We start from the raw sequence: 26780 nt of genomic DNA on the forward strand, positions 1-26780 counted from the left end.
GCTCTTTTTAGAGCGATTACACAAGCTTTCTTTTTTCTACCATATCTCTTAAAGGTATAATGGCATTTTTTAAAACGCTATTTTGCAAGATGATTAAATTATGCACTTCATCAATCCAAGCTTCATGTGCATAAATCCAAGCAATGAGTTTGTTTTGTTTATCGCTTTCATTGCTAATATTTTGCAAATAAAGCTCACCCAAAGAGCTTTCTGCATGATAAACACTTGGTCCTAAAACTTCAGCCAAATAAGCATAATTGCTACTTGCAAGTTTTGTTTTAATCTCATCTATATTTTTACTGATTTGCTCTAATTTGTATTTTTGCTTGATCTCTTGGGTTAAATTTCTAATCTGCTTTCCGGTTTTTCTAAGTTCTTTTGCGATTTTTTCACTTCTTTTGATGAAAGTTTTGATTTGTTTATAGGATTTTAAAAGTAAAAGATTTTGCTCTTTTCTGCTTAATTTATTGACCTTTGTGAGAGGTTTTTTAAGCTCTTTATCCAGTAAATTTTCACAAAGTTCTTTAAAAGGTTTTTCTATGGTTCCACCTATTCTTGCACCCCCTTCTGTAGCATTATAAATAGTGCAATTTTTTTGTGCATTGATGATAGTAGTTATGTTTTCAAAAACCTTAATAAAAAGCTCCCAAACTGTTGTTGTTTTAACTAAACCTTTCCCCCCATAAGCCTTTACTTTAGTTTGGGATAGAGCCTGTGTTTCTTTTTTAGCTAGCTCTTCACCCCTGCCATAGCCTTTTGAGTGTGAGGATCCATCTTTCCCAAAGGCTAGATCTTGTCCGATTAAAATCACATTTTCATGCCCTAAATGATAAGCTAAAACTAAAGCCATATGTGCCACACTCATTCCATTAAGCGATGAGAAATCTTTTAAATGTTTAATGCTTTGCGAAAAAGGCAAGTCTCTTGGTGTAAGTATATAAGATCTTTTATTAGCTTCTAGATATTTGATGGTTTGTGGATGGGTAAGTGTTAAAAGGATAAACAATATATCTTTATCAAATTCTTTAAAGTCATTGTTAAAAAACTCACTTGTTGCAGCCACTCTTTCAAGGCTTAAAACATAATCAGGTTTGATATCGTTTTCATGCAAGATCGAGTAAGAAGCATCAAGACAAAAAATGCTAGCTTTTTTGTGGTATTTTTTTAAAAGTGGAATTTGTTTTTGAAGGCTTGGACCAGTAGCTACAATGATGGCATTTTTAGCTTTTTTATATCTTTTTTTAATCAGCTCACTAAGACTTGGATGGGTAATCATATGAGGTATATGCCTTACAAATTGATCCACACCTTGCAAAGCATCTTTAGGATCATTGCCTTGTCTTAGAGAGGAGAAGATAATCATATTTTTATTGATATTGTTGATTTTAATAATATCTTTTGAGTATTTTTCATAAAAATCTGAATGCAAATCCAAAAAATAGGATTTAAACAATAATTTTATTTCGGGCAAAGAAAATAAAGAATTCGCCTTAGTATCATTCATTTCACTGCTTAAAATGATAATCAATCTTCCCTTTTTAAGCTCTTGGGTAAAATTGGCTAAATTTAAAGCAAGAAATATGAGTTCAATTTCTTTTTCAAAAATGATAATGCGTTTAAAATGTGGGTTTTGTAATAAGGCTTTATATAAAAAGCCATTGCCTATGCCATAAAAAAATAAAACGGGATATTTAAGGTATTTTTTTTGAATGAGATCGATTTTGCTTTCTAATTCTTTCAAAGGATTTTGATAAATTTTTTCTTTGGTGGAGTTTTCTATGATGTTTAAATTAAGCGGATCTTTAGCATCAAAAAGGGGAGAAAATTTTTTACTTTCTTTGATTTTTTTAAGTTTTTTAACCAAATTCTCGTATTCTTTTCCTGAAAGAGAAAGAAGATTTTTTTCAAATATATCTGTTGTTTTCATTTTGATTTCCTTTCGATTTGATCAAGTAAGTGTTTAAAATTTCTTTGTAAAAGTTCATTTTCTAAAGGCAAAATACTGCTTTGTAAAGCTTGTTTTTGAGCTTTTAGATGTATTAAAATATAAGCAATCCAATCCAAATGCTCTTTAATCCACAATAAAGTTTTATTTACCCAATCTTCTTTTGTCAGTGGATTTAAAACATAAATTTTTGCCAAATTAAACTCAAATTGATGATATAAGGGTTGTAAAATTTCACCCAGATCTTGATAAAAAGTGTGGATTTTTTCTATTTCATTTTTTAAAGTATCGATATCATCAATGATACCTTGAGCTAATTCTTTATCATCATAGCTTAGGTTTTTAAATTCTTCTTGGTTGATTTTTTCTAGAATGCTTTGTTGTTTTTCTAGGACAAAAAGTTCTAATTTATCGCAATTTTGAATGCTTTTTTGAATTTTGTAAAAGGCCTTTAACATTCTTTCATTTTGCTTATCTTGACTTGGAAGATTAAGACTTGGAAAAGGTTTATTTAAATCATTAGTCAATAAATTTTCACAAAGTTCTTTAAAAGGTTTTTCTATACTTCCTTCTATCCTTGCTCCACCTTCGGTGCAATTATAAACCTTGATAGTTTTTGGAGTGTTGATGATATGCTTTTCTAAAATGGTGCGAAATATATTCCATATAAAATGAGTTTTTACCTCGCCCTTTCCACCATAAGCCTTGGTTGAGAGATGTTCATACATATTTGTTTCATAAGTAGATGAGTTTTGATAGTCTTTTGGATGAGAACAACCATCTTTTGCATAGGCTAGATCCTGTCCTATAAAAATGATATTTTCAAATTTTAAAGCTATGGCTAGCTTATAAGCCATATGTGCCACACTTGAAACTAGGTTTAAATAACCAAAAGAATGTAGCTTCATATAGCTTTCAAAATGAAGTGATTTTTCGATTAAAATATAGGTTCGATTTTGCTTTTCTAGGTACTCAATAGCCTTAGGATGTACCAAAGCAGCAACACAAAAGATGATGTCCTTATCAAAGTCACCAAAATCGTGATTAAAAAATTCAGCTGTTACATCTGTTCTTTCAAGCATCATCACATAATCAGGCTTTATACCCGCTCTTGCAAGTATAGGATAGGAAGAATCGGCACAAAAGATCGTTGCTTTTGAGGCATATTCTTTTAAAAGAGGGAGTTGTTTTGTAAGTGAGGGGCCGGTTGAAACGATGATGGCATTTTTATCAAGGCCTTTTCTTGTATTGATTAATTCTTTAGCGTTAGGATGGGTAAGCATTTTAGGCAAGTTAAAAACAAATTGTTCTATGCCTTGTAAGGCATCCTTTGGATCGTTTCCAGGTGCACATACTACTTCTGTAATGGCGTGGCGTATGTTTTGATTGAGCTTGATGATTTCATCATGTTCGCTTTCATAATAATCGCTATGAAGTTCTAAAAAATACACCCTTAAAAAATTTAAAAAAGGCTGGACATTAAAAATAGAAAGAAATTGCTCTTTGTTCTTTTTAGAAGAGAGAATGTGGATTTTTCCTTCTTTGATTTCTTGAGATAAGTCAATAAGATGCAAGCTTGTAAAGATAAGTTCTATATCATTTTCAAAAATGATGATGTGTTGTAATTTAGGGTTTTGACAAAGAGCCTTATAAAGTATGCCATTGCCTAAACCATAAAAATAAAGCACAGGGTATAGAATGTATTTTTCATTATAGCTTGCAAGCAAAGCATTTAGCTCTTCTAAGGGTTTGTTGTAAATTTTTTTGTGGGTAAAGGTGTTTAAAAGATTTATATCAAGTGGATCTTGCCCTTGTAGGATTTTAAATTTTTTACTTTTAGAAAGTTTTGCAAGATCTTTTTTAAGGATAAGGTTATCAGATAGGGCGTTGAAGTTTTTTTTATAACGATTTTTTTGCTCTTCTGTAAAAGTCATATTTCTCTCCTTTAGATGTATTTTTCTATGAGTTCGTTTTGAATTTGCATATATAAAATCAATTCACTGAATTTTTCATGATGATATTTCAAGCAAAGCAAAATTTGTTTTTGTTCTTCTTCTTGGTTTTTGCAAGGCTGTACTTTTAGTTTTAAAAGATCACACTCTTGATGAAAAACTAAAGCTTGTAAAAGCTCGCTCATAAGGCCATAGCTTTTCATTTTAGTAGCCAAGCTTTGAAAATCAAGCTCTAATTTCTTAAGTTTTTTAAAATCCAAATTGATATCTTTTTCGTTTAAAATATTTGGCAAAGTCTTGAGTTTATTTTGAATTTCTTCTATTAAATTTTTACTTATTTTTACTTGATTTAGAAGGTGTTTTTTTGTTTTTTCTAAAATTTTTTGCGCTTCTTTGGGTTCTAACTTAAAATCATTCTTAAAAGGTTTTTCTAAATTTGTATCAAGTATACTTTCACAAAGTTCTTTAAAAGGTTTTTCTATACTTCCTTCTATCCTTGCTCCACCTTCGGTGCAATTATATGTAGTAATTTGTAGCTTTTCTTTAACAAGAGGTATATCTTTTTCAAAACTTTGTCTGAAAAGTTGCCAAGAAAGTTGAGTTTTTACAAGTCCTTTGCCCCCATAGGCTCTAACACTAAGTTTATCTTGAAATTTATCACCTTGTTCTCCATAAATATGATCTTTTGGGTGAGAATGTCCTAAATCATCATAAGCTAAATCTTGTCCGATTAAAATGATATTTTCATGTCTTAAAGCAACAGCCAATTCATAAGCCATATTGGCAACACTCATTCCTACACCAAGATAACCAAAATCATCTAATTTTAAATGTGAAGAAAAAAGCAAAGGTCTTAATACAAGCATATAATTTCTATGATTTTTCTCAAGATATTTTAGGGTATTTTCATGGGTTACTGATGTGATTAGAAATAAAATATCTTTATCAAATTCTTTAAAATCATTATTAAAAAACTCACTTGTTGCCGCTACCCTTTCAAGACTTAAGACATAATCAGGCTTTATACCCGCTCTTGCAAGTATAGGATAAGAAGAATCAGCACAAAAGATCGTTGCTTTTGAGGCGTATTCTTTTAAAAGAGAGAGTTGTTTTGTAAGCGAGGGGCCGGTTGAAACGATGATGGCATTTTTGGATTTTGCACGGTTATATTTTAAAAAGTGTTGAAAAACACTCCCATAAACTAAGGTATTTAGGTTTTTTAAAGTATGTTCAATGCCTATATGCGAATCTTTAGGATCATTACCATAAGCTAGGACTATAAATTTGATGATTTCAATAAGACTTTGATTAAGATTTTGAATGATGTCTTTATAATGAGAAAGATAAAATTCGCTATGAATATGAAAATCATAAGTTTTAATGCTGAATTTAATTTTTTTATGATTTAGTAAAGCATTAAGCTGGGTGGTATTTAAGTTGGGTGTATAAAACAAAATCAATCTTTCATTTCTAATATCTTTGCTAAAATCAAATAGATGAAAAGCCAAGTAAAAAAGCTCAAGCTCGCTTTCAAAAATGATGAGTTGTTTGTGATTTTGGTTTGTGAGCAAGGCTTTATAAAACGCACCGCTACCCAAACCATAAAAAAATAAAGTAGGATATTTGGAGTATTCTTGCTTGAAAAAAGTTAAATTGTTGCTTAATTCTTCATAAGGATTTTTATAAATACTTTCTTTGCTAGATAGATGGATTATATTAAGATTTTCTAGATTATCGCCTTGTAATGCGAAATTAAAACAATGCTTAATTCTTCTTAACTCATAAGCTAAAATTTGATCCACTTCAAAAAGTGCTTGAGTATTTTTTAAGAAAAGTTCATTATTCATTAAAGTCCCCATCCATCAGCTACAACTAAGGTTTGTCCCGTGATAAATTTACTCTCATCGCTGAGTAAAAATACCAAGGTTCCGCAAATATCTTCTGCATCTAACATACCCTTGCTTGCGCAGCATTTGCGGTATTTTTCTAAAAAAATATTGGCTTGATTGTCTAAAATTCCACCACTTGCTAAGGTATTTACACGAATGTTTGTATTAAAAAGCTCTTTTGCGAGCCAAGCACCAAGATGATTAATCCCTGCTTTGATCACGCTGTATTCTAAAGAACTTTGCATGGTGGTATTTTCATAATTTTCAAATTTGGGCGCAAAAACCCCCATAATAGAGCTAAGATTGATGATATTGCCATAGCTTTGTTTTTTAAAAAATTTCACAAATTCTTGCGAAGCTAAGATAAATCCCCCCAAATGCAAATTTAAACTTTCGCAAATTTGCTCATATGAAGCCTCATAATAAGCTATCTTGCCCCAATCTTTTCCTACAGGATAGCTAGAATTTACAAAGCCATCGATTTTAGAGTATTTTTCAAAGGCTTGATCGATAGCATAATTTAAACTTTCCTTAGAAGTAATGTCAAGCCTAAGACTTAAAAGCTCTTTTTGAAACTCATTTTCAAGTTCTGTTTTTAATATGGATAAATGATTTTCATTGATATCGGCTAAAATGGCTATGCCTTTGTTTTGCAATATCTTTTTACAAAGTGCTTTGCCTATGCGTCCACAAGCTCCTGCTACAAAGATAATTTTATTTTCTAGCATTAAAAATCCTTTGCTTGTAAGTTTTTTTCTTTGATCAAAAATTCTACTATTTTAAAATCAAGCTCGCTATCTACATCAAAAGCAGTGCTTTCATCCATGATGAAAAGCCCTGTATTTTCACCAAAAACGCTGTCATTTTGCAGTAAAAAATCTCTTTTAAATATATAAATACTCGCATTCATATCATAACATTTAGGTGCACTTTGGCGTGTGGTAAAATTTCCTGATTTGGATTTTACAACTTTTCCATCCTGCACTTCGATTAGATTAAAATAAGGATTGCGTCTAGCAGGAACAGCGGTGATTAGATTATCATTTTGATTTTGACAAAATGTTTCAAAAGCTTTTATGATATCACTACTTGATCTAAGCGGTGCTGAAGCGTCAAGATCGATTAGGGTGTCAAATTGGCATTTAAAATGCTCTTCACTTCTTAATAAAGCATCACGCATTACAGGAATTTTAGCAGCTGTATCGCTTGCTAGATGAGCTTCTCTTTTGAAAAAAACTTCGCCGCCATATTTTAGCGCTATTTTGGCTATTTCCTCACTATCTGTGCTTATAACGATATGTTTAAAAAGCTTTGAATTTTTAGCTTGGATAATGCTATAAGCTATCATCTCAAGATCGTTAATCTTGCGTATGTTTTTATTTTTAACGCCTTTGCTTCCACCTCTTGCACAAATTGTGCATAAAATTTCACCCATTTCTTGCCTCATCACACAATCTTAAAACCCTCCTTGCTTCTTCTAAAGTGCATAAATTTTGATCCTTTTCTAGGATCGCTTTATACATATTTTGCAAGGTTTTAAAAGTATCATTTTCATAAGTTTTACTTTTAAAATTGTTAGTTTTATCATAAATATTTAATTTATTATGAACTAAATCGGTTTCAAAGCTATTTTCTTTGGTATGAAAAAGAATTTTTCTTTGAGTTAATTTTGAAAAATAATCAAGCTCGATATGAATTGAAGTATTTTTCGCACTCAATGCCAAAAAAGTAAAATCATCACTTGTTATTTCAAGCTCTGAAATTTTTAAATTTTGAGAAAATTTTAAAGAAAGTTCTTTAAAAAAATAAAAAGCCAAATCAATCTCATGGGATAAATCAAGCATTACCCCACCACCTAGCTCTTTTTTGGCGCTATAATTTTGCCTATAATCAAGTTTTCGCCAATTAGGCAAATAAGAATTGCAAATAAATTTAGCAAAATAAACTTCTTTTTCATCAATGAGTTGTTTTAAATCTTGAATCATAGGATGAAATCTTAAAAGATAAGCAATATAAATTTGATTATTGTTGCTAGGAATAAACTCCATATCCTTTTGAAATAAAGGTTTTTCCACAAGTATGATTTTTTCTTTTACATTTTGATCTAAAAATTCAAGAGTTTTGAAATGACTTGTAGTGATATTTGCGATGACAAATAAGTCATAATCTTGTAAATTTAATTCTTCTAAATCTTTAAAAAGTCTAAAGTTTTTACCTTCAAAATGCGAAAATTCATAGCTTTTTGAAAGCACATCTACTAAAAATCCAAGTTCATTTAGGGCTAAAAAATGTTTTTTTCCTATGCTTCCAAAGCCTATGATTAAAACTTTCATTTAAATTCCTCATTTGCCTTGACAAACTCATCAAGTCTTCCTATATCGATCCAATAATCATGGATTAAATAAGTATTTACCCTGCCTTTTTGCATAGCTAGTTTAATAAGCTCTGGCATATCAAGGTATTCGTTTTTATTTAAAAGTTCTAAAATTTCAGGCTCACATACATAAATTCCTGCACTCACTAAAAATTTTTGCACCGGCTTTTCTGTGATATTTGTGATAAAGCCTTTATTTTGTTCTATCACTCCAAAAGGAATTTGCTGCTCAAATTCTCTTACACATACGCTCATTAAAGCTTTAGAATCTTTATGTGCTTTTAAAAGCTCGTTAAAATCGAGCTCGGTTAAAATATCTGCATTCATTACGATAAAGCTTTCTTTAAAATCTTGCTTGATAAGACTTAAAGCCCCTGCTGTACCTAGTTTTTTGCGCTCTTTGATATAAGAAATTTTTATACCAAAATCTTTACCTTTTTTAAAATAATCCTCGATAATTTGCTTTTTATAATTTACACAAAAGATGAAATTTTCAAAATTTTGCTCTTTTAATCTTTGCACTATACTTTCTAAAATAGGCTTTTTTCCAACCTTTAGCATAGGTTTTGGAGTATCTTTAGTCAGTTCTTTTAAACGGGTTCCAAGTCCACCTGCCATTATGATGACAAAATTTGAATTTACTTGGCGGTTTAGTAAGGAAGAAATGGATTTTATAGAAATGACTTCTTTTTTGTCATTTAGCACAGGAAAATCATAAATATCAGTCTTTGCGCTTAGTTTTAAAAGTTCATTTTTACTTGTATTTTCTTTGATGGTAATAGGATTTTTAGTATAGATGTCTTTGATTTTGCTTTGTAAATTTTTACCCTTTATCAAAGCTTTTCTGATGTTTGAATCACTGATCACACCTAAGAAATTATCCTTTTTATCAACAATGATTCCAAGGCGAACGCGTTCTTGTCCTACTACTTTTAAGGCTTCTTCAATGCTAGAATCAGGTGTGAGTTTGAGTTTATTTATATCCAAGGTTTTACCTTAAATCAATGAATTTTTTTTGTAAAATTGTATCCAAATTCGCGTTTTTTAGGCAAGTTTTTATGATTATATTTGGATTTTTGTCATTTTCGTAAGGGTTTTTAAAATGATACAATGCTTGTTTAAAATCTTTGCTTTCTAGTTTTTCAAAAGCTTGATCTAAATTTTCAAATTCACAATCAATGATATTTTGAGTTCTTAAACGCCCTTTTTGTCTTGATCCTATATTGATACAAGGGGTTTTAAAGAAAGGACTTTCGCTTATACCGCTTGAGCTATTTCCTATCATGGCTTTGGCTATTTTCATAATGCTAAGATACTTTTGTGAGCCAAGATTGTCAAAAAGTTTAGCTTTTTTAGGATTTTTTTCGCAGTAATCTTTTAAAATTTCATTGATTAAAAGCCCATTTTCATCTGCATTGGCTTTGGTAAAAATCAAACTTGCATTGTTAAGTTTATCTAAAGTTTTTAATAAAATATCGATTTCTTTTTTAGAATTTTGTAAATTTAAAGTTACAGGATGATAGGTAATTAAATAAATATTTTGCTCTAAGTCAAATTCCAAGACTTTTGCAAGCTCGTTTTTATCCAAAAAATTGATATTTTTTATAATAGGACTTGCCAAAGATCCGACATTAAATACACGATTTTCTTCTTCTCCAAGTTGCAAAAGACGATTTTTATAAGTTTGGGTGCTTACAAAATGCAAATGTGCCATTTTAGAAATGCTATGTCTTATGCTATCATCAATGGCTCCTAAGGTAAGCTCTCCACCGCAAAGATGGGCTATGGGAAGATTCATCATCAAGCACACACTGGCCACGCTTAACATTTCATAACGATCGCCTAAAATTACTACGATATTAGGTTTTAAGCTTTCAAATGCTTCGCTAAAGCCAATATTTGCCAAAGCCATAGCTTTACAAAGGCTTATTTTATCATCACTTGCGAGTAAAATAGGAATTTTTTTAGCGATTTTAAATTCTTTTTCTATTTCTTTATAGGTTAGTCCAAATTCGGGGCTTAAATGTGCTCCTGTGGCGATAATTTGAAGTTCTAAGTCTTTATCATTTTGTATTTCAAGGCATAAATTTTTTAAAAGATACCACTCAGCTCTTGTTGCACTGACTATGCAAATTTTTCTTTTACTCATGGATTAGCTCATCTTCTTCATAATCTTTACTGGCTTTTTTGCCCAAGTATTCATCATAACGCATCGCACTTATACCACTAGCAGGGCGTTTTGTGGTAAGGTTTTCTTCGCTAAAAATTTCTCCTTTTTTAATTTTCTTTTTAGCTACTAGGCTTTTTCTTGCAATTTCGATATTTTTCCTTTCACTTTTGCTTGCTTGTTTTATGCCATCGCCTAAAGCACTTTCGATTTCTCTGATTTTGGTGCAAAGTTCTTGAAGTTCATCGGGTTCTAAAGAGGCTTTATGATCAGGTCCTGACATATTTTTATCTAAGGTAAAATGCTTTTCTATCACGCTTGCCCCTAAGGCGATAGCGGCCAAAGAAATATGTATACCTTTGGTGTGATCTGAATAGCCTACATCAAGATTAAAAGCATTTTTTAAGGTTTGCATAGCTTTTAAATTAACCTCATCAAAGGGTGCGGGGTATTCGGTAGTGCAGTGAAGTAGGGTGATATTTGCTCTTTGGGTGCCTTCTTTGCAAAGTACTTCTAAAGCCGCTTCTATCTCGCCTAAATTTGACATTCCTGTGGAGAGTATGATTTTTTTATTTAATTTTGCAATTTTTTTTAGATAAGGTAAATTTGTGATTTCCCCACTTGGAATTTTAAAAACTTCAAGTCCTAAATCATCTAAAAGTTCAATGCTTTCTAAATCAAAAGGCGTTGAAAGAAAAGCGATACCGCATTGTTTAGCATGAGAGATTAAAAGCTGGTGCGCGTTAAAGTCAAGCTCTAGTTTTTTAATCATTTCTAATTGACTTTCATCTTTGGCTGTGGTTTTTAACTGATAAGCTGCTTTTTTAGCATTTTTACTCACGCAAAGTTCGGCTTTGAAACTTTGAAATTTAACAAAATCAGCTCCACTTTTGGCAGCAACTTCGATCAGCTTTTTGGCCAAATTTAAATCACCATTGTGATTAACCCCTGCTTCTGCTATGATTAAAGCTTTTTTCATTTTTTTGCCTTTATTTTGCCTTCAATAAAGGCAAAAAATTTTTATCTTTTTATGCCAATGTAAATAAAATGATGAGCCGAGCCTTCAAAATTATAAAAATTAATAGGATCATAATCCCCCAAAAATAAGGCTTCAAAAGGCTTAAAAAGTTCTTGTAACTCATCGATACTTTTAGCAAAATGAATATAAGTTGTTTCGTTTAAGCGACCTTGTATGCTAACTCTACACAATCCATTTTCATTTTCTTTTTCACTATGAGAAAAATAGTAATTTTTCTCACTCATCATTGTAGCAAAAAGTATTCCACCTTGATTTAAGCATTCATAAAATTCTAAGATATTTTGTTTAAGTTCTGTTTTAGGAATATAATAAAGGCTTTGATTTGCAAAGACAATATCCATTTTTTCATCAAAAAGCCCTTTGATACTAGAATTTGGCTCTATGATTTTACAATCCCCCCCCCCCTGAAGTTTTGATTTTAGCATCCCAATTTTTTTGTAAACTCGGCACAATATCTATACCAAAAGGTTTAAAACCCTTGTCTAAAAAATACTTAGAATGAACCCCATTGCCACAACCAAAATCAAGTAAATTTCCGCTTGTAATGCCAAGTTTGTACTTTAAAATTCTTTCATAAAATCTAATTACATGAGAATCAGGATATAAAAGTCCGTAATTGTTTTCATCGTATTTTTGAGTATAAGTTTGAAGTGAGTTTTGCATTTTATTTCCTTTAATTTAATGGATTTTTGAGTTTAAATTCATTGAGTTCATTTTTGTAAAAAAGTTCAAGATTGTAATGCTTTTCAACAATTTTCCAAAAAGTAGTCTTGCTAATGCCTGTAAAATTACAAAAATCTTCGATACATTTATTGTCTAGTTTATGATCTTTTTCTTTCACGATTTTTACAGCTTCTTCTCTACTCATCATTCCATAACGCACAAAACGAGATGCGTAATCACTTGCCATTGCGTGACCAAATTTTGGATATTTCATCCAAGCGTGCAGTATGTATCCTATGGTATCAATTTGGTCAAAATTTTCAGCACAATGGCTTCTATCCCACTCATTTTGCAAATCACTAAATCCACGACTTTTAGCAAAGATATAATTTGAGTAAGAATTCCATTTTATAAAATAACTAAGATAAATCGGATCAAGTTTATTAAGATCATCAGCGCTTGGGTTAAAGAAAAGTTGAAGATTTTCCTCTTTTATTTCATCATCAATAAATTCATTTATATCTAAATCGCTTGCAACCCCATTTTCAAAGATCGCTTTTGCACTAGGCGTTTCTTTGTCGTCCCCTCCCCCATATTCATAGCTTACATTTTCGCCATAAACTAGCAAAGGGGTATTAAATTTTAAAGCCATACCAAAAGGAAAACTATATATAAGTCTATCTATAAACCAAGTAGGCTTGCCGTATTTTTCAAAAGTTTTTAGCATTAGCTTTTTTTGTGTTTTGATATCGGGCTTAAGACTGATGAGATGACAGCCAAAGGTTTCGCTTAAATTTCTTAAGTTCTTCTTGCCTGCTTCTGTCATGGTAAAGTTGTCTTCTACGCTAAAAAGTATAGGATTCATCCCTAATTTTTCTTTCATGATATGCACTTGGTAATGAGAGTCTTTGCCACCGCTTACAGCTATGGCGCAATCGTATTCGAATTTGCCATTCATTCTGCGGTATTTATCACATAGATTTTCAAGCTCTTTAAATCTTGCTTTATAGTCAATTTTTTCTTTGTTTTTATGGTTGATACAAGCAGAGCAAATGTTTTTACCTTTTTCATCTTTGAAAAATTTTATACCAGGTCTTGTATTTGGCATAACGCAATGATCGCAATAGAGCATTTAATCCTCCAATTTTATTTAAAATTAAAATGTTTAGATTGTATCGATTATTGATTTAATACATTCTTAATTTATGTTTATAATATATTTAAAATATGTGTTTTGTTTTTTCTACCTAAAATACCATTTTTTAAAGCTTTTTGAAATATTTTAGGATGGTAGAAATTTTCATCCTCTTCTTTAAGATTTCTACAAATTTCATCACATAACTCTATGCCTATAGTATCTATAATGTTTAATAAATTTCTTTTTTCATAAAGAAGATCATAAACTAATTGACAATCTTGAATGTTATAATTATATGTTTCTATGATTTTAAAAAAAGAGGAAATTTCATTAAATAAAAGTAAATTTGCTAAAGAACCTCTATTTCCTTTGCTATGTATAATGTAAAAACCAAAATCTTTAAGATCTTTAAGAAAATCAAATTCATTTATATTTAATCCGTAAATTTCTATAAGTTTAATAGAGATGGGATTGAAAAAATGTATAAAATTGCAAGCTAAATCTTTGGCTCCAAGAGAGCTTGAATTTGAGAAAATTGTATTGCCTTTCTTTTTGAGATTTTCAATTATTTCTTTTTTTAAGACTAAATCTTCGTTCAAACTTTCTATAATTAAGCTATCTTTAAAATCTTCTATTTGTTTATAAAAAAATAATTTTCCTGTTTGAAAATTGGAAAAATCTAATTTTCTTTTTAAAAATTTGACTTGTTTATTAAATTCATCAATATTAGGCTCGCTTTTGTTATAGATGCCCACTTTATAACCCAATAGATAAAATAAAGCACCTATTTGCCGCCCCATTAAACCAAAGCCTATGATGTTAATTTGCTTCATTGTTTTTTCCTTGTTTTGATGATGTTTTTATGAAAAATGAGCTGATCAGAAGTATAATTTTTTGAGATGACACTTCCAGCACTGATTATACAGTTATCACCAAGGTTGACATGAGGCAGTAAGCTTACCCTAGTTGATAGAAAGCAGTTTTTTCCTATTTTAGCGCCTCCATTGAGTGTAGCATAAGGACTCAAAATACTCCCTTCTCCTACTATACAATCATGAGCTATGCTAGAATAAATATTGCAGAGTGTAAAATTTCCTACATTAGAGTCAGCATTAATAGTTACAAAAGGACAGATAATTACACCCTGTCCGATCTTAGCTTCTTTTGAAACAAAAGATTTAGGATGTATAAAAGTAAGAAAATTACACGATTTGTCTAAAAGTTTTAAAAGAATTTTTTTCCTTAGGCTGATTTGCCCTATACCTAAAGCAAAGAATGCTTTATGGATTAAATTTTGATCAAAATTATCCTCATTTCCCAGATAGTTTAGATTATAAAAATCATTTTTTTGTATATCGATATAACCTATAATATTATAATTTGCATCTTTTAAATAAGAGTAAAGCTCCTTAGCAAAACCCCCAGAGCCTATAATAATAACATTTTTCATAGACTTCTCCTAAAAAGAAGAAGTAAAATTTTAAATCCCCCCCCCCCGCTCATTGGTGGTAAATATCATGAATTTTTCTTGCATGTTAATATCTCCTTTAAATTGAGCAATTTTTAAAAGTCTTTTGTGTTTAGAGCATTGAAATTAAAATTTTCTCTTTTAACAAATCATTCCTTATCTAATCTTACACTGCTAGGTAAATTTACCAAACATTTTTCTAATTTTTGAGTATTTAAAAGCTCATCTTTTTGCCAAGTTTGAAAAGGTTTAAGGCTAGGCAAGCTTTTCCATACAGGACGCGCAAAGATATTGTTTTTTAAACATTCTTGTAAAAATATATTTCTTAAATTTTCATCTTTAAAACATAAAGCATTGAGCCAAAAATTGCTTTTTGAATTTTTTCTTTCATCTATAAATTTACAAGCTTTATGATTTGTAAAAAAATCCTTATAAATTTGTGCCAATTCTCTTTTGTTTTCTAGGAAGAAATCTAGCTTTTCAAGTCCCGCAAGTAAAATTGCGGCATTTATATTGCACAGTCTATAATTATAGCCTATGATATCATGATCGTATTCATAAAGATGAGGTATTTTAGCAGTAGTACTTAAATGCTTTGCAAGATTTGCCAAATTTTCATCATCGCATAAAATCGCTCCACCACTCCCACCTGTGATGATTTTGTTTCCATTAAAACTTAAAATTCCACATTTTCCAAAAGTACCTAAAGCCTTGTTTTTATAAGTGCTTCCTAAAGCTTCGGCGGCATCTTCGATTAAAAAAATATTATAATTTTTACAAATTTCGCAAAGCTTTTCTATGTCAGCACTAAGACCAAAAGTATACATTACAACGCAAGCTTTGATGCGCTTATGCGTGATTTTATTGTAAGTAAAGCCATCTTTTTGGTAGCTGTGATTTTCTAAAAAATTTTGTAAAGCTTTAGGACTTAAACTCAAAGTATTTTCATCAATATCTAAAAAAATAGCCCTAGCTCCTGTGTAAGCAATAGCATTTGCCGTTGCAACAAAGCTAATGCTTTGGGTAATCACCTCACAATTTTCATCAATACCATTTGCAAGTAAAGCGATATGAAGTGCGGCGGTGCCTGTATTTGTAGCGATGACAAATCGAGCTTTTGTTCTTTGTTTTAAAGCTTCTTCAAAACGCGTTACAAACTCACCCACGCTTGAAACAAAACCGCTATCAATGCATTCTAAGAGATATTTTTTTTCATTTCCGATAAAGCAAGGTTCGTGCAAAGCGATTTTTTCTTTATTGAAAAGTTTTTTGATAAAAGCGATTTCATTTTCAAACATTGTAAATTTCACTTTTATAACTTGCTAAATTTTCTTTAAAATATTCTATGCTTAGTTTTAAGCCTTCTTCAAGACTTATTTTGCTTTGCCAATGGGTTGCATTTTGAAGCTTGCTTGAATCGCATTTTAGTCTAAAAACCTCACTATTTTTTGGACGCAATCTTTTTTCATCTTGGATGATTTTTACATTTTGATTTAGAATTTTTTGTATAAGATCAAGCACTTCTTGCATGGAGTATTCAGTCCCAGAGCCTATGTTATATACTTCTCCAAAATGATTTAATTTCAAAAGCGAGATAAAGCCTTCGCAAGTATCAAGGACAAAGTTTAAATCCCTTGTCGGACTTAAATCCCCAAGCTTTAATTCTTTTGCCCCACTTAAAATTTGTGTTATGATAGTGGGTATGATAGCTCTTGCACTTTGTCTTGGTCCATAGGTATTGAAAGGGCGAGCAATATTTACATTTAAATTAAAAGCATTATAATAACTAAGCGCCATCATATCCGCTGCGATTTTACTAGCAGAATAGGGGCTTTGAGGTTGTAAAGGGTGCTTTTCATCGATAGGCACATATCTTGCAGTGCCATAAACTTCGCTTGTAGAAGTGTGTATAAAATGAGAAATTTCATTTTTTTTCGCAGCTTCTAGCATATTTAAAGTGCCTTTTACATTAGTATCTACATAACTTTGCGGTGCTTCGTAAGAATAAGGAATGGCAATTAAAGCTCCAAGGTGAAAAATGGCATCCATTCCTTGAGTGATTTTTTCACAAAAAAAGCTATCTCTTAAATCCCCACTTACAACTTCCATATCCTTTAAATACGGACTTTTTTCCAAATGTCCCCAAAAATTAAAAGAATTATATTGACTTAAAGCTCTTACTTTATAGTCTTTTTGAACCAAACTCTCACAAAGATGAGAGCCTATAAAACCATCTGCACCTGTTACTAGGATTTTCATTGAAAATCTCCTTGTTTTAAAGCTGTGCCAAATTCTATATCTTTAGTGGCAGTTTTTCCTAAAAGCTCTTTGTAAAATTTAGGATGAAGTCCAAAAGAAGGACGCACTGATTTTACATTTTCTTCGCTAAAAATTTCACCTTTTTTGATATCTTTGCTTGCATATAAACTTCTAGCAAAAACGCGGTTTTTAAGACTTTTTTCATCTAAGGCTAAAGAGCCATCGCCCAAAGCGCTTTCAGCCTCTCTTACTGCTTCCACCATGGCTTTAAATTCATCAAAATCAAGGCTGAATTTGCTATCTTCGCTTTTTATATTTTTATCAAGCATAAAATGTTTTTCTATCACTCTAGCTCCAAGCGCAACCGCCATAACAGGAGCTAAGTGTCCAAAGCTATGATCACTAAGCCCTACCTCAACGCCAAATTTTTCTTTTAAACTTATAATGCCTTTTAAATTCATATCAGAAATTTGTGCTGGATAAGCTGAGGTGCATTTTAAAAAGATCAGATTAGGATTTTTTTCTTCTTTGAAAATTTCGCATATTTTAAAAAGCTCTTCTTCGTTTGCAATGCCAGTTGAAACAATGGTAGGCTTGTTTTCTTTGGCGATCATACGCACGAAATTTTCATCATTTGCTTCAAAGGAGGCGATTTTATAAGCGATGGGATCAAAGCGTTTTAAAAACTCTACATCCTCTTTTGCAAAAGGGCTTGAAAAACAAAGTATGCCCGCATCCTGTGCAGCTTCAAAAATTTGAGAATGCCACTCATAAGGGGTTTTGGCACTTTCGTAAAGTTCATAAAATTTGCGCTGATCCCAAAGCCCCCCTTTGATGATAAAATCATCTTTATCACAATCTAGCGTAAGACTATCTGGAGTGTAGGTTTGAATTTTTATCGCATCTGCTCCTGCTTCTTTGGCTGCTTTTATGCTTTTAAGTGCCATTTCAAGGCTTCCTGAGTGGTTTGCGGATAGCTCTGCTATGATAAAAACTTTTTCATCGGTATTAAAATTTCCTATTTGCATGATTTTGATCCAAAATTTATTTTAATATTTTTTAAATCGACTTTATAGCAAAAATTTTAATAAAGTGTAAAAAGATCTTCTATTTTTGTTTTATTTTTTCTTCCTAATATCCCTTTGCTTAAGGCTTTTTTAAAACTTTTTGGATGGTAAAAGCTAGGATCGTTTTCTTTGATATTTTTGAAAATTGCCTCGCAAATATCTATTCCTATAGTATTTATAATATTAAATATATTTCTTTTTTCATATAAGATATTATAGACATCTTGACATTCTTTGTAAGAATAGTTTAATTGCTCTATAATTTTAAAGATATTTGAAATTTCGCCAAATAAGATTAGGTTGGCTAAAGCGCCTCTATTTCCTTTGGATTTAATAATAATAAAATTTAAAGATTGTAGATCTAATAGTATGCTAGAAAGTTCATCTTTAGGATCAAAAACTTCCACTAAATTAAGATAAATAGGATTGAAAAAGTGTATTAAAGGACAAGATAGATCGCTGTATGAAAAGGAACTTGAATTGGAAAATATCGGACTAGAAAATTGTTTTTTAAAATTCTCAATAAGGATTTTTTTATTTTGTAAATTTTCTTCAATGCTTTCAATTGTAAGTAAATCTTTTTTTATATCAAATCCTAAATAAAAATTTAACTCTTGATTATTTGATTTGAAAGAGTATTTTTTTTCTAATATTTTGATTTGTTTTAGAAAATCATCATGTTTGATTTCAGTTTTGTTGTAAATATTGACTTTATAATCTAAAAGATGAAATAAAGCAGCAATTTGTTTACCCATAGTTCCAAAACCTAAAATATTAATTTCTTTCATTATATAATCCTTTTATATTTAATTTCATTTTAATAATTTCTTTATTTTTAAAACATATTTCCTTGAAGCCAAATTTTTTATGCAAATTGATTATTTGAGAGTTTTCTTGAAAAGCTTCAAGGTATATATCGCTACAATATAAGATATTAAAACTATAATAAATTATAATTTGTTCCAAAATTCTGCCCAATCCATTCAAATGAGAATAAGGATTGGCGTAAAACCCAAATTCTACAGCTTTATTTATTGTAAAAAAATTTACACTTCCTAAAATTTGCTTATTGCAACTTACGCAAAAATAACTTTTTTTATTGGTTTTTTTAAGTTTTTGGATAAATTTTTTATGTTCTTGTTTTGATATATAATGCGTTGTATAGAGGTATTTCTTGACTCCTAAATGATTGCGATAGAGCCTTAGTTTTTCTTTAATTTTATTTGAAAGATGGGTATAATTTTGCAGTATTAAAATTAAGGCTTTACCCGCCCCCATAGAATCTAGATAAATTTTGAGTATAAATTTTTTACCATCTTTGTAAAAAAATGCTGGAAAATCTTCATTGCTAGCGATGCGCAAGAGATTAAATTGTTCGTTTAAGCTTTTATTTATATCAAGTTCACTATCTTTTGGACTTCTTTTAGGATAAAAACTTTCTTTGCCTACTTGTTTTTTTGCTTGTATATTGGGATATAGTTTTAAAAAATCTAAACACATATTTAGAGTAAACCGAGCTTGCTTTTCTCTTAGTTCTTCATATAATTCTAAGCCATTTAATTTAAGGTTTTTTTGCAGATAAATGTCACCATTATCAGCTTTATCATCTGCTTCAAAAAGCGAAAAGGTGATTTCATTTTTGCCTTCTATGACTTGATGAAAAAGTGGAGCCCAGCCTTTTCCTTGGGGTAAATTTGAAGCATGGATGACGATATTGTGTTTATTGTGTTTTAGAAAATTTTTATCTATTATCTTATGATAAGAAAGTATAAATACTATATCAAAATTAAAAATCTCTGTATGATTATAAAAAAGCTTGGAATTTTCTATTTGTTGGTTAAGTTCTTTAGCATAAGGGATAAACCATTGATTAGGCGAGGTAAGTATGGCTATTTTCATAATTTATACTCCACTTCATAGCCTTTTTGAACCAGCCAATTGGCTAGTTTTTCTTGATTTTTAGCGACACAAATGGCTTTAAAATTAGCCTTTAAAAGCAAGGCCTCATTGACTAAAGAACTAGCACTGATGATAAGCTTTGTGCTTTCGTTCATTAATTTTGAAATTTCTTCATCTATAAAGAGCTTTACATTTTCATGATCTTGAGTGAATTTTTCAAGTTTTTTGAGATTTTTATTGGACGAGCTTGTAGCGATTGCAATTTTTTTGTTTTTAGGTAAATCAGAGGCAATTTGCATAGAAAGATTTTTGATATCTGTGCCACCTATGCAAATGAAATAATCCCAAATTTTCTCTCTTTTTATCTTGCTCTCTTTATAAAATTCATCTCTAATTAAAGCATAAGAAAATCCACATCTTAACTCGCAACGAAAAGGCACCAAACCTTCATAATCACTTGCTTTTGAGTAGGCATTGACATTGAGCAAAATATCACAATGATGAGCTTTTATCTCATCATCAAAACTTAAGATTTTAACTCCTGTTTCAAGTTTTATAAGCTTTTCATCATCACAACTGATATCATAATGATCAATGATTAAAAGTTTGAATTTTTGCTCTTTGATAAGATCGATGAGCTCATAAATGCTTGAACTTTCAAGCTCATAAACAGGGTAAGGAATTTCATCGATCAAAGAGCCTTCTAATGCCAAGCAGGCAAAACTTACATCGCTGTATTGTTTAGCTAAGACAAGATCGCGTTTGATATGGCCAAAGCCTATTTGACTAGAACTATCACTTCTAAAGAGAACTTTCATAATTTACCTTATAAAGTATTTTTGCAAATTCTAAATCTTCTAAAGTATCGATATCGCAAACTAAATTTCGTGGTAGTAAATACACGCTAGAATAGGGTTTAAATAAAAAATCATTTTCTAGCCAAGCCTTGCTTTTGCCAAAGTAAAAAGCTCCTGCGTCATGATAAGCTTTGGTTAAATCCTGTGAGCGAGAGTTGTAAAAACTTTCATCAAACATATGAACTTGATTTTTTTCATTTAGATAAAAAGCCCTTTGTATGGGATAGTCAAATTCGGTAGCTGAAAATAAAAACTTACCTCCATTTTCTAGAAAATTTTCATAAGCTTTTTTTAAAATTTCACCGCTAATTAAAGGAGCAGTGGCATAAAGAGCACAAACATTGTCATAAACTTGCCCTTTTTTAGCTAAAATTTCAATCGCATTTTGAATCACTGCTGTGCTAGAACTATAATCATCGCTTAATTTTTCATCACGGACAAAAGGAGCTTTAGCGCCAAATTGACAAGCTATTTTTATAATTTCCTCATCATCACTTGAAATAACAACTTCATCAAAAATACCCGAATTTAAAGCACTTTCTATACTATAAGCGATCAAAGGTTTTCCTAAAAAATCAATGATATTTTTTTTAGGAATTCTCTTTGAACCCCCGCGAGCAGGTATTATGCAAAGATTTTTCATTTTTTTCCTTAATTCTTTGGGAATTATTTTATCAAAAATCAAGTATAATTGTCTTTAAATACACATAAAAGAATACAGATAGGAAAATAATGCTTATAAATCAAACCTTTAAAATAGACTCTTGTGATGATGTAGAATTGGGTATTAAAAGAACTTCAAAACTTGAATATCGTATAAGTTATGATGATGAAAAAGAAATGAAAGCTATCGTTTTTATCATAGGAGGGTTTGGTGTTAATGCTAATATTTCTTTTTTAGATTTTGATAGAGAGTATATTGCTAAAAATTTTGATGTTGTAGTGGTGCATGTTTTTTATCATTGTTTTTGTGCTAGAAGAAGTATTGATGAAAAATATAACCCAAAACTTATACCCAATAAAGAGGATCTTGAGCGCATAAATAGTATTTTAAAAAATATCAACTTGTCTCATTTAGTTGCCAATAAGGATAATTTTGAACAAATTATTCCTTTTATCGAGCAAAGAGCTAGAGAGATTAAAGAAGCGGGTTTAGTTTATGAAAGTCAAAAAATAGAACTTTTTTGTGATTTTGTTCCGCCTAATGGAGATTATCAAAATTTTGGCATTATGGCAGCTATTGATCATATTAATGTTTTAAAAGATCTTGTGAAAAAATTTCCAAATTTTAAAAATCTTCCAAAAATTTATGGAGGAGGGTCATATGGAGGATATCTTTCTTTGCTGATAGCCAAGATAGCTCCTTGGTATGTGGATGGGGTGATTGATAATTCGGGGCCGGCTTTACCACCTTTGAAAATGATTTTAGGAAGAGAATCTAGAGTTCCTGAATTTGTTTTTAGTCTTAAAGATTTAAATTTATATTGCTTTTTAAAAAAATATTGGACAAGGAGTGCAAATTCTCCTTATTATTTTGGTAATGAGAATTATTTAATAAGATCGCTTTTAAATTCAAGCCATCTTCAAATTCAAGCAAATGTTCGTATTGATACTGTATTTGTAAGTTATCATAGCGCTAAAGATATGGGAGCTCCAGCTAAAGATAAAGTTATGCTTTACAAAGTTTTTAATGCTTTGGGCTATGATGCTACTTTGCATCTAATAGAAAGTGAAAGTCAAATAGATGGTAGGTTTATTAAAGATTTAAATCATGGCATGAGAATTACAGATAAAGCTTTATTTAAAAAAGAGCTTCCTTTAATGCTTGAAAAACTACAAGGAAGAAAATCTTTAATGCAAGAAAATTCTATCCCTTATCCTTGTGGAGATAAAATTTTTACCTTTAAGGATGTGGGAGATAAATTTATATTGGAAATTTCTTAATTTTTATAAAGGTTTTTAGATTAACAAAATCTATATGTAAGGCCATTATATTGAAGATAATTCCAGATCCAAAGCTCGATAAAATATATTTTTCAACACCCCCCCCCCATTTTTAAATACATTTTTTCTTGATTTTGCTTATAAAGACAAAGCTCTATAGGCAGATTGCTGATTTTACAATCTGCATAGATTTTAAATGTTTGGTGAAAGCATGGAAAATTTTCCATATGTAAATTTTCTAAATTTTTTTGAAGAAAAAAATCATTAGGTGTATGGAAAAAGAAATTTGATATTTTTGTTTTATCAATGTCAAAATAATTAAAAAAATCATTAAAAAATTCAGGATAGTTTTCTGACATGAAATTAAAAAATAAAGTATTATTAATATATAAATATTCATTAAAGTTTGTGTTGTAAGCATTAAGGGGTAAAGTTTCTTCTAAGGCATATTGACTGTATATTTCTTGAGAAAAATAAGCTTTTTGATTCGATTTTTGAGATTTTTCAATTAAAATTGCAGATGCGCAATCGCTATGTGTAAGATAAGATATTTTATCATTTTTCATATCTGTTTTTTTGCTTTTTACCAGACTTGTAAGAATAACTACTTTGTGAATATCAGGATTATCTAGTATTAAATAAGCTTGCATAAGTGTTTGTAAAAAACCCGAGCAAAATGTTGTTGTATCTATACATATTGTTTTTTTATCTAAATTTAAATTTTTATGTACAATACTTGAAGTTTGAGGTGCAAAAAAATCAGGAGTATGCGTGGCAAGAAATACTACATCTAATTCTTCCTTTGAGCATATATTATTTTCAAATAAGGTTTTCAAAGCCTCGGTAGCTAAATCACTAGCAAATGTGTTATTGTCAGCTATATAATGAGAAGAAAAATTAGAAGTTTTTTTAAGAAGTTTAAATTTATTTTTTGTTAAACCACATAATTGCAATTCTTCATCTATCGTGAGGGAATTTTTTGGAAACACCACGCTAATGGCTTTGATATTGTGAGAGTTTAACGAAAGCTTCATTTTAACATCCTTTGATATTTATCTGTTATAATAGCATAAATATTCATCTTAAGGTAAAATAATGATAGCATATTTACATATAGGAACACCAAAAACAGGGACAACAAGTATACAAAATTTTCTTGTTGCAAATGAACGTCAAATATTTAAAAAAGGCTATATTTATCCAAAAAGCTTTAGAGTGGCAAATAGGCATTGGGCTTTAGTGGATATGGTTTTGGAACTAGTTCAAAAAGAAGATATTTTGCAAAAAGAGAGTGTTTTAAGCTGTATTAAAAACGAAAGACTTCTTAGGGTTATAGAGAATTTTAAAAGCGAAAGCGCATTGCATAAGGATAAAAAATTTATTTTTTCGACTGAGGGTATAGTTTGGGATTTTTCTACCAAAAAACATGTACAAATTTTAGAAAAGATTATGAGAGAATTAGGCTTTACTCAAATTTATATCATTGTGTATTTTAGAGATACTCTGGGTTATTTAAATTCGCATTGCTCTCAAGATCATAAAAACAATATGGGATATTATTCTGCTGATTTTGCTCCACAAGATCATCCTAGAAAATATATTTTTGATTATGAGTGGATTTGTAAAACTCATGCCGAGGTGTTTGGGGAAGAAAATTTGATAGTAAGACTTCTAAGAGAGGATTATATAGGAGGAACCCTGCTTAAAGATTTTGTTTATCATTTGGGACTTCAATGGGATGAAAGTTTTGTTTTAAAGCAAACCAAAAATGAAAGTTTCAATCTTTTAGGAATGGAGCTTATGTCAAGATTAAATCAAAAAGATTTAAAGCAAGATAATCTTAATTCTTTGCTCTTTATGGCAAGAAGAAAATTTGAAGGGACTAGGGAGAAAAGATTAAAATTTGCAGTGCGAAAAGATATTGCTAAGGCTTATGTGGATTATTTTGCTCCTTCGCTTGAGTGGGTAAAAAATAAATATTTTCCACATAAAAATTCTCTTTTTACGCCTGTAAATTGGGAAGAATATGAGGAAAATTATACTTTAACTCATACATTGAGCAAAGATTGGGATGATGTGGCAGATTTTATAGCACAAATTATTGTTTCTAAAAATGATATAATCAGTTCCTTAAAAGAACAACTTGAATTTGCAAGAAAAGATTAGTCTTTCATTGCAGTTTCAAGCATTTTTTTGATATTTTCAAAGCTTTCAAAATTTTCAGGCGTGATAAATTCTGCTTTTAATGGCTTTTTATAAAATTTTTCTATTTCGGCAACCAAAGCCATGATGTCAATACTATCGATAAAATCTTCGCTTACAAGATTATCCATACTCTCATCAATATCTGTTCTTTCTATGTTGATAAAAAATTGTTTAATTTCTTGCATTGTTTCTCCTTTGATTTTTAAAATTATAAAATGTTTGTCTAAATAATTTCACCCAACACCTTTCTATCAATTTTTCCATTTTGATTAAGCTTAAAATTATCAAGCTTTATGAAATTTTTTGGGATCATGTAGCTAGGCAATTTTTCTTTTAAAAAGGCCTTAAAATTAATCTCTTCTTCGCCTTCATAAAAACAAATAATATCTTCTTTGAAAATACAAGCACTATTTTTGACTTTTGGATGAGAGTTGATCACGCTTTCTATTTCTCCAAGTTCAATGCGGTGTCCCATGTATTTGATCTGATTATCCGCGCGTCCATAGCATAAAAGCTCACCTCGTTCATTATAAGCGACTATATCTCCTGTTTTATATAAAAGATCTAAGTAGTTATCGTGTAAAGGATTTTGTATAAAAGCTTTTTGTGTCTTTTCTTTATCGTTATAATACCCTAAAGACAAAGAAGTTCCTCTCACATAAAGCTCACCTTTTACGCCCACTTGTTTAGAACTTATCAAATTCATACTTTCATCAAAGACCAAAAGCTCTGTATTTTTACAAGCTTTGCCTATGGGTAAAAGTTCTTCATCTTTAAATTCACGATCTACTATATAAAAAGAACACACATCAGTGATTTCAGTAGGTCCATAAAGATTTGCAAAAAGTGTATTGGGTAAATGTTTACGCCAAATGTTTAATTGTTTATTAGGCATGATTTCTCCGCAAAATAACACCTTTTTTAAATTTTTTAGAGTAGAAGCATTTACCGCGTTAGTATTTGCAAAGTAAATTAGCACTGAAGGAACCCAAAATATAGTGCTAACCTTTTCTTTTTCTAGACATTCTAAAATTTTATTTGGAAAAGCAAAAAGATGATTGGGTAAAAGGTGTAAAGTTGCTCCTGCTTTTACACTTGAAAAAATATCTAAAATGCTATTGTCAAAATAAAATGGTGCTTGATTGGCTAAAATCTCATTTTCATCGAATTTAAAAGTTTCACACACCCAAAAAGTATAATCAATCACACTTTTATGTGCTATGCTTACTCCTTTTGGAATTCCTGTACTTCCACTTGTAAAAAGAACATAGAGTAAATTGGTATCGATATGTTTTTCTTTGGCAACTTGGATCAAGTTTTCATCTGTATCAAAGCTTTTAAAATCTTCTGTGTAAAGCGTAGGTAAAGCTAAATCAAATTTTAATTCTTTTGAAGTGATAAAAAGTTTAGGCTTTAAAATTTCTATGACTTTTTCTACTCTTTCTTTAGGACTTTTTTCATCTAAAAGTGTATAAAAATTTCCACTGAGTGCCACTCCAAAAAATGAAATCAAACAATCAATTCCTTTAGGCAGTATTATCAAAATAGGGCTTTGAGTAGGATTGTCATTTCCTAATTTTCTTAAAATTTCACTGGCTACTTTTTTAGAAAAAAGATCAAAATTTTTATAAGTGATTTCTTTTCTTTCTTTGGCAAAAGGCTCTACAAAAGCAGTTTTGTCGCTAAAATTAGTAAGGCTTTTTTCTAAAAAGTTGTAGATATGGGTGGTCATAGTTTACCTTTTTGTTTTTTGTAATATAATATCTACAAATTAATAAAAAAGGCCTTTAAATGCTTACAGATCAAACCTTTGAAATGAATTCTTTTAAGCAGGTGTCAATACCAATATTTCTTTTTTAGACCTTATTAGAAAACATCATTAAAAAATTAATATAGAAATAAAGTATTTACTTT

Annotated in this window: 24 protein-coding genes and 1 pseudogene; 2 read left to right on the forward strand and 23 right to left on the reverse strand. The window is 30.2% G+C overall.

Going from position 1 to position 26780, the window contains the following annotated elements:
• Nucleotides 1-16: 16 nt before the first annotated feature.
• The 20 genes and pseudogenes from AAID94_02235 to pseF form a co-directional block, all read right to left on the reverse strand.
• A complete protein-coding gene (locus AAID94_02235; protein ID XAK24359.1) occupies nt 17-1927 on the reverse strand; it encodes a motility associated factor glycosyltransferase family protein in 1911 nt (636 codons plus the stop codon).
• Nucleotides 1924-3879 (reverse strand): motility associated factor glycosyltransferase family protein, encoded by a 1956-nt coding sequence (locus AAID94_02240; protein ID XAK24360.1) that lies wholly within the window; start codon nt 3877-3879, stop codon nt 1924-1926. The genes AAID94_02235 and AAID94_02240 overlap by 4 nt, the downstream gene beginning before the upstream one ends.
• Nucleotides 3880-3890: 11 nt before the next feature.
• The gene (locus AAID94_02245; GenBank protein ID XAK24361.1) at nt 3891-5744 is read right to left on the reverse strand and encodes a motility associated factor glycosyltransferase family protein; all 1854 of its coding nucleotides are present in this window, start codon (nt 5742-5744) and stop codon (nt 3891-3893) included.
• Nucleotides 5744-6514, reverse strand: a complete 771-nt coding sequence (locus tag AAID94_02250) for an oxidoreductase (protein XAK24362.1) — start codon at nt 6512-6514, stop codon at nt 5744-5746. The genes AAID94_02245 and AAID94_02250 overlap by 1 nt, the downstream gene beginning before the upstream one ends.
• Nucleotides 6514-7221, reverse strand: coding sequence for a CMP-N,N'-diacetyllegionaminic acid synthase (gene legF / locus AAID94_02255; GenBank protein XAK24764.1), 708 nt, complete (start codon nt 7219-7221; stop codon nt 6514-6516). Before legF ends, AAID94_02250 begins: the two co-directional genes overlap by 1 nt.
• The gene (locus AAID94_02260; protein XAK24363.1) at nt 7214-8119 is read right to left on the reverse strand and encodes a Gfo/Idh/MocA family oxidoreductase; all 906 of its coding nucleotides are present in this window, start codon (nt 8117-8119) and stop codon (nt 7214-7216) included. The genes legF and AAID94_02260 overlap by 8 nt, the downstream gene beginning before the upstream one ends.
• Complete coding sequence (locus tag AAID94_02265) at nt 8116-9147, reverse strand: nucleotidyltransferase family protein (GenBank protein ID XAK24364.1); 1032 nt, start codon at nt 9145-9147, stop codon at nt 8116-8118. Before AAID94_02265 ends, AAID94_02260 begins: the two co-directional genes overlap by 4 nt.
• Before the next feature lie 4 nt (nt 9148-9151).
• Nucleotides 9152-10309 carry a GDP-N,N'-diacetylbacillosamine 2-epimerase (hydrolyzing) gene (legG, locus tag AAID94_02270; protein XAK24365.1) on the reverse strand — a complete coding sequence of 386 codons (1158 nt, stop codon included), beginning with the start codon at nt 10307-10309 and terminating at the stop codon, nt 9152-9154.
• Nucleotides 10302-11306, reverse strand: a complete 1005-nt coding sequence (gene legI, locus AAID94_02275; protein ID XAK24366.1) for a N,N'-diacetyllegionaminate synthase — start codon at nt 11304-11306, stop codon at nt 10302-10304. Before legI ends, legG begins: the two co-directional genes overlap by 8 nt.
• 41 nt (nt 11307-11347) lie before the next feature.
• Nucleotides 11348-12029: pseudogene (locus AAID94_02280) on the reverse strand (methyltransferase domain-containing protein).
• A 10-nt stretch (nt 12030-12039) separates the two neighbouring features.
• Nucleotides 12040-13161 carry an N-acetyl sugar amidotransferase gene (locus AAID94_02285; GenBank protein XAK24367.1) on the reverse strand — a complete coding sequence of 374 codons (1122 nt, stop codon included), beginning with the start codon at nt 13159-13161 and terminating at the stop codon, nt 12040-12042.
• Between the two features lie 77 nt (nt 13162-13238).
• Nucleotides 13239-14000: a 3-hydroxyacyl-CoA dehydrogenase NAD-binding domain-containing protein gene (locus AAID94_02290; GenBank protein ID XAK24368.1), complete on the reverse strand. Its 762-nt coding sequence runs from the start codon at nt 13998-14000 to the stop codon at nt 13239-13241.
• Nucleotides 13997-14617 (reverse strand): NeuD/PglB/VioB family sugar acetyltransferase, encoded by a 621-nt coding sequence (locus AAID94_02295; GenBank protein ID XAK24369.1) that lies wholly within the window; start codon nt 14615-14617, stop codon nt 13997-13999. Before AAID94_02295 ends, AAID94_02290 begins: the two co-directional genes overlap by 4 nt.
• Nucleotides 14618-14784: 167 nt before the next feature.
• Nucleotides 14785-15933 carry a LegC family aminotransferase gene (locus AAID94_02300; GenBank protein ID XAK24370.1) on the reverse strand — a complete coding sequence of 383 codons (1149 nt, stop codon included), beginning with the start codon at nt 15931-15933 and terminating at the stop codon, nt 14785-14787.
• Complete coding sequence (gene legB / locus AAID94_02305) at nt 15926-16894, reverse strand: 4,6-dehydratase LegB (protein ID XAK24371.1); 969 nt, start codon at nt 16892-16894, stop codon at nt 15926-15928. Before legB ends, AAID94_02300 begins: the two co-directional genes overlap by 8 nt.
• The gene (gene pseI, locus AAID94_02310) at nt 16891-17922 is read right to left on the reverse strand and encodes a pseudaminic acid synthase (protein ID XAK24372.1); all 1032 of its coding nucleotides are present in this window, start codon (nt 17920-17922) and stop codon (nt 16891-16893) included. The genes legB and pseI overlap by 4 nt, the downstream gene beginning before the upstream one ends.
• Before the next feature lie 56 nt (nt 17923-17978).
• Nucleotides 17979-18749 (reverse strand): 3-hydroxyacyl-CoA dehydrogenase NAD-binding domain-containing protein, encoded by a 771-nt coding sequence (locus tag AAID94_02315; GenBank protein ID XAK24373.1) that lies wholly within the window; start codon nt 18747-18749, stop codon nt 17979-17981.
• Nucleotides 18736-19860, reverse strand: a complete 1125-nt coding sequence (pseH, locus tag AAID94_02320; GenBank protein XAK24374.1) for a UDP-4-amino-4,6-dideoxy-N-acetyl-beta-L-altrosamine N-acetyltransferase — start codon at nt 19858-19860, stop codon at nt 18736-18738. Before pseH ends, AAID94_02315 begins: the two co-directional genes overlap by 14 nt.
• Nucleotides 19857-20678, reverse strand: coding sequence for a UDP-2,4-diacetamido-2,4,6-trideoxy-beta-L-altropyranose hydrolase (gene pseG, locus AAID94_02325; GenBank protein XAK24375.1), 822 nt, complete (start codon nt 20676-20678; stop codon nt 19857-19859). The genes pseH and pseG overlap by 4 nt, the downstream gene beginning before the upstream one ends.
• Nucleotides 20662-21360, reverse strand: a complete 699-nt coding sequence (pseF, locus tag AAID94_02330) for a pseudaminic acid cytidylyltransferase (protein XAK24376.1) — start codon at nt 21358-21360, stop codon at nt 20662-20664. The genes pseG and pseF overlap by 17 nt, the downstream gene beginning before the upstream one ends.
• Nucleotides 21361-21449: 89 nt before the next feature.
• Between pseF and AAID94_02335 the strand changes: the two genes are divergently transcribed.
• A complete protein-coding gene (locus AAID94_02335) occupies nt 21450-22661 on the forward strand; it encodes a DUF2920 family protein (protein ID XAK24377.1) in 1212 nt (403 codons plus the stop codon).
• A gap of 92 nt (nt 22662-22753) precedes the next feature.
• Here the strand turns inward: AAID94_02335 and AAID94_02340 are convergent, their stop codons facing one another.
• Nucleotides 22754-23695, reverse strand: a complete 942-nt coding sequence (locus tag AAID94_02340; GenBank protein ID XAK24378.1) for a 3-oxoacyl-ACP synthase — start codon at nt 23693-23695, stop codon at nt 22754-22756.
• A 61-nt stretch (nt 23696-23756) separates the two neighbouring features.
• On the opposite strand from AAID94_02340, the gene AAID94_02345 reads away from it, so the two are divergent.
• The gene (locus AAID94_02345) at nt 23757-24827 is read left to right on the forward strand and encodes an acyl carrier protein (protein XAK24379.1); all 1071 of its coding nucleotides are present in this window, start codon (nt 23757-23759) and stop codon (nt 24825-24827) included.
• Here AAID94_02345 and AAID94_02350 read toward each other — a convergent pair.
• Both AAID94_02350 and AAID94_02355 read right to left on the reverse strand, forming a co-directional pair.
• Nucleotides 24824-25051: an acyl carrier protein gene (locus AAID94_02350; GenBank protein ID XAK24380.1), complete on the reverse strand. Its 228-nt coding sequence runs from the start codon at nt 25049-25051 to the stop codon at nt 24824-24826. The two genes, AAID94_02345 and AAID94_02350, sit on opposite strands and share 4 nt — an antisense overlap.
• Nucleotides 25052-25089: 38 nt before the next feature.
• The gene (locus tag AAID94_02355; GenBank protein XAK24381.1) at nt 25090-26598 is read right to left on the reverse strand and encodes an amino acid adenylation domain-containing protein; all 1509 of its coding nucleotides are present in this window, start codon (nt 26596-26598) and stop codon (nt 25090-25092) included.
• Nucleotides 26599-26780: the final 182 nt, after the last annotated feature.

The sequence above is a fragment of the Campylobacter coli genome (assembly GCA_039516895.1).
Taxonomy (GTDB): Bacteria; Campylobacterota; Campylobacteria; order Campylobacterales; family Campylobacteraceae; genus Campylobacter_D; species Campylobacter_D coli_B.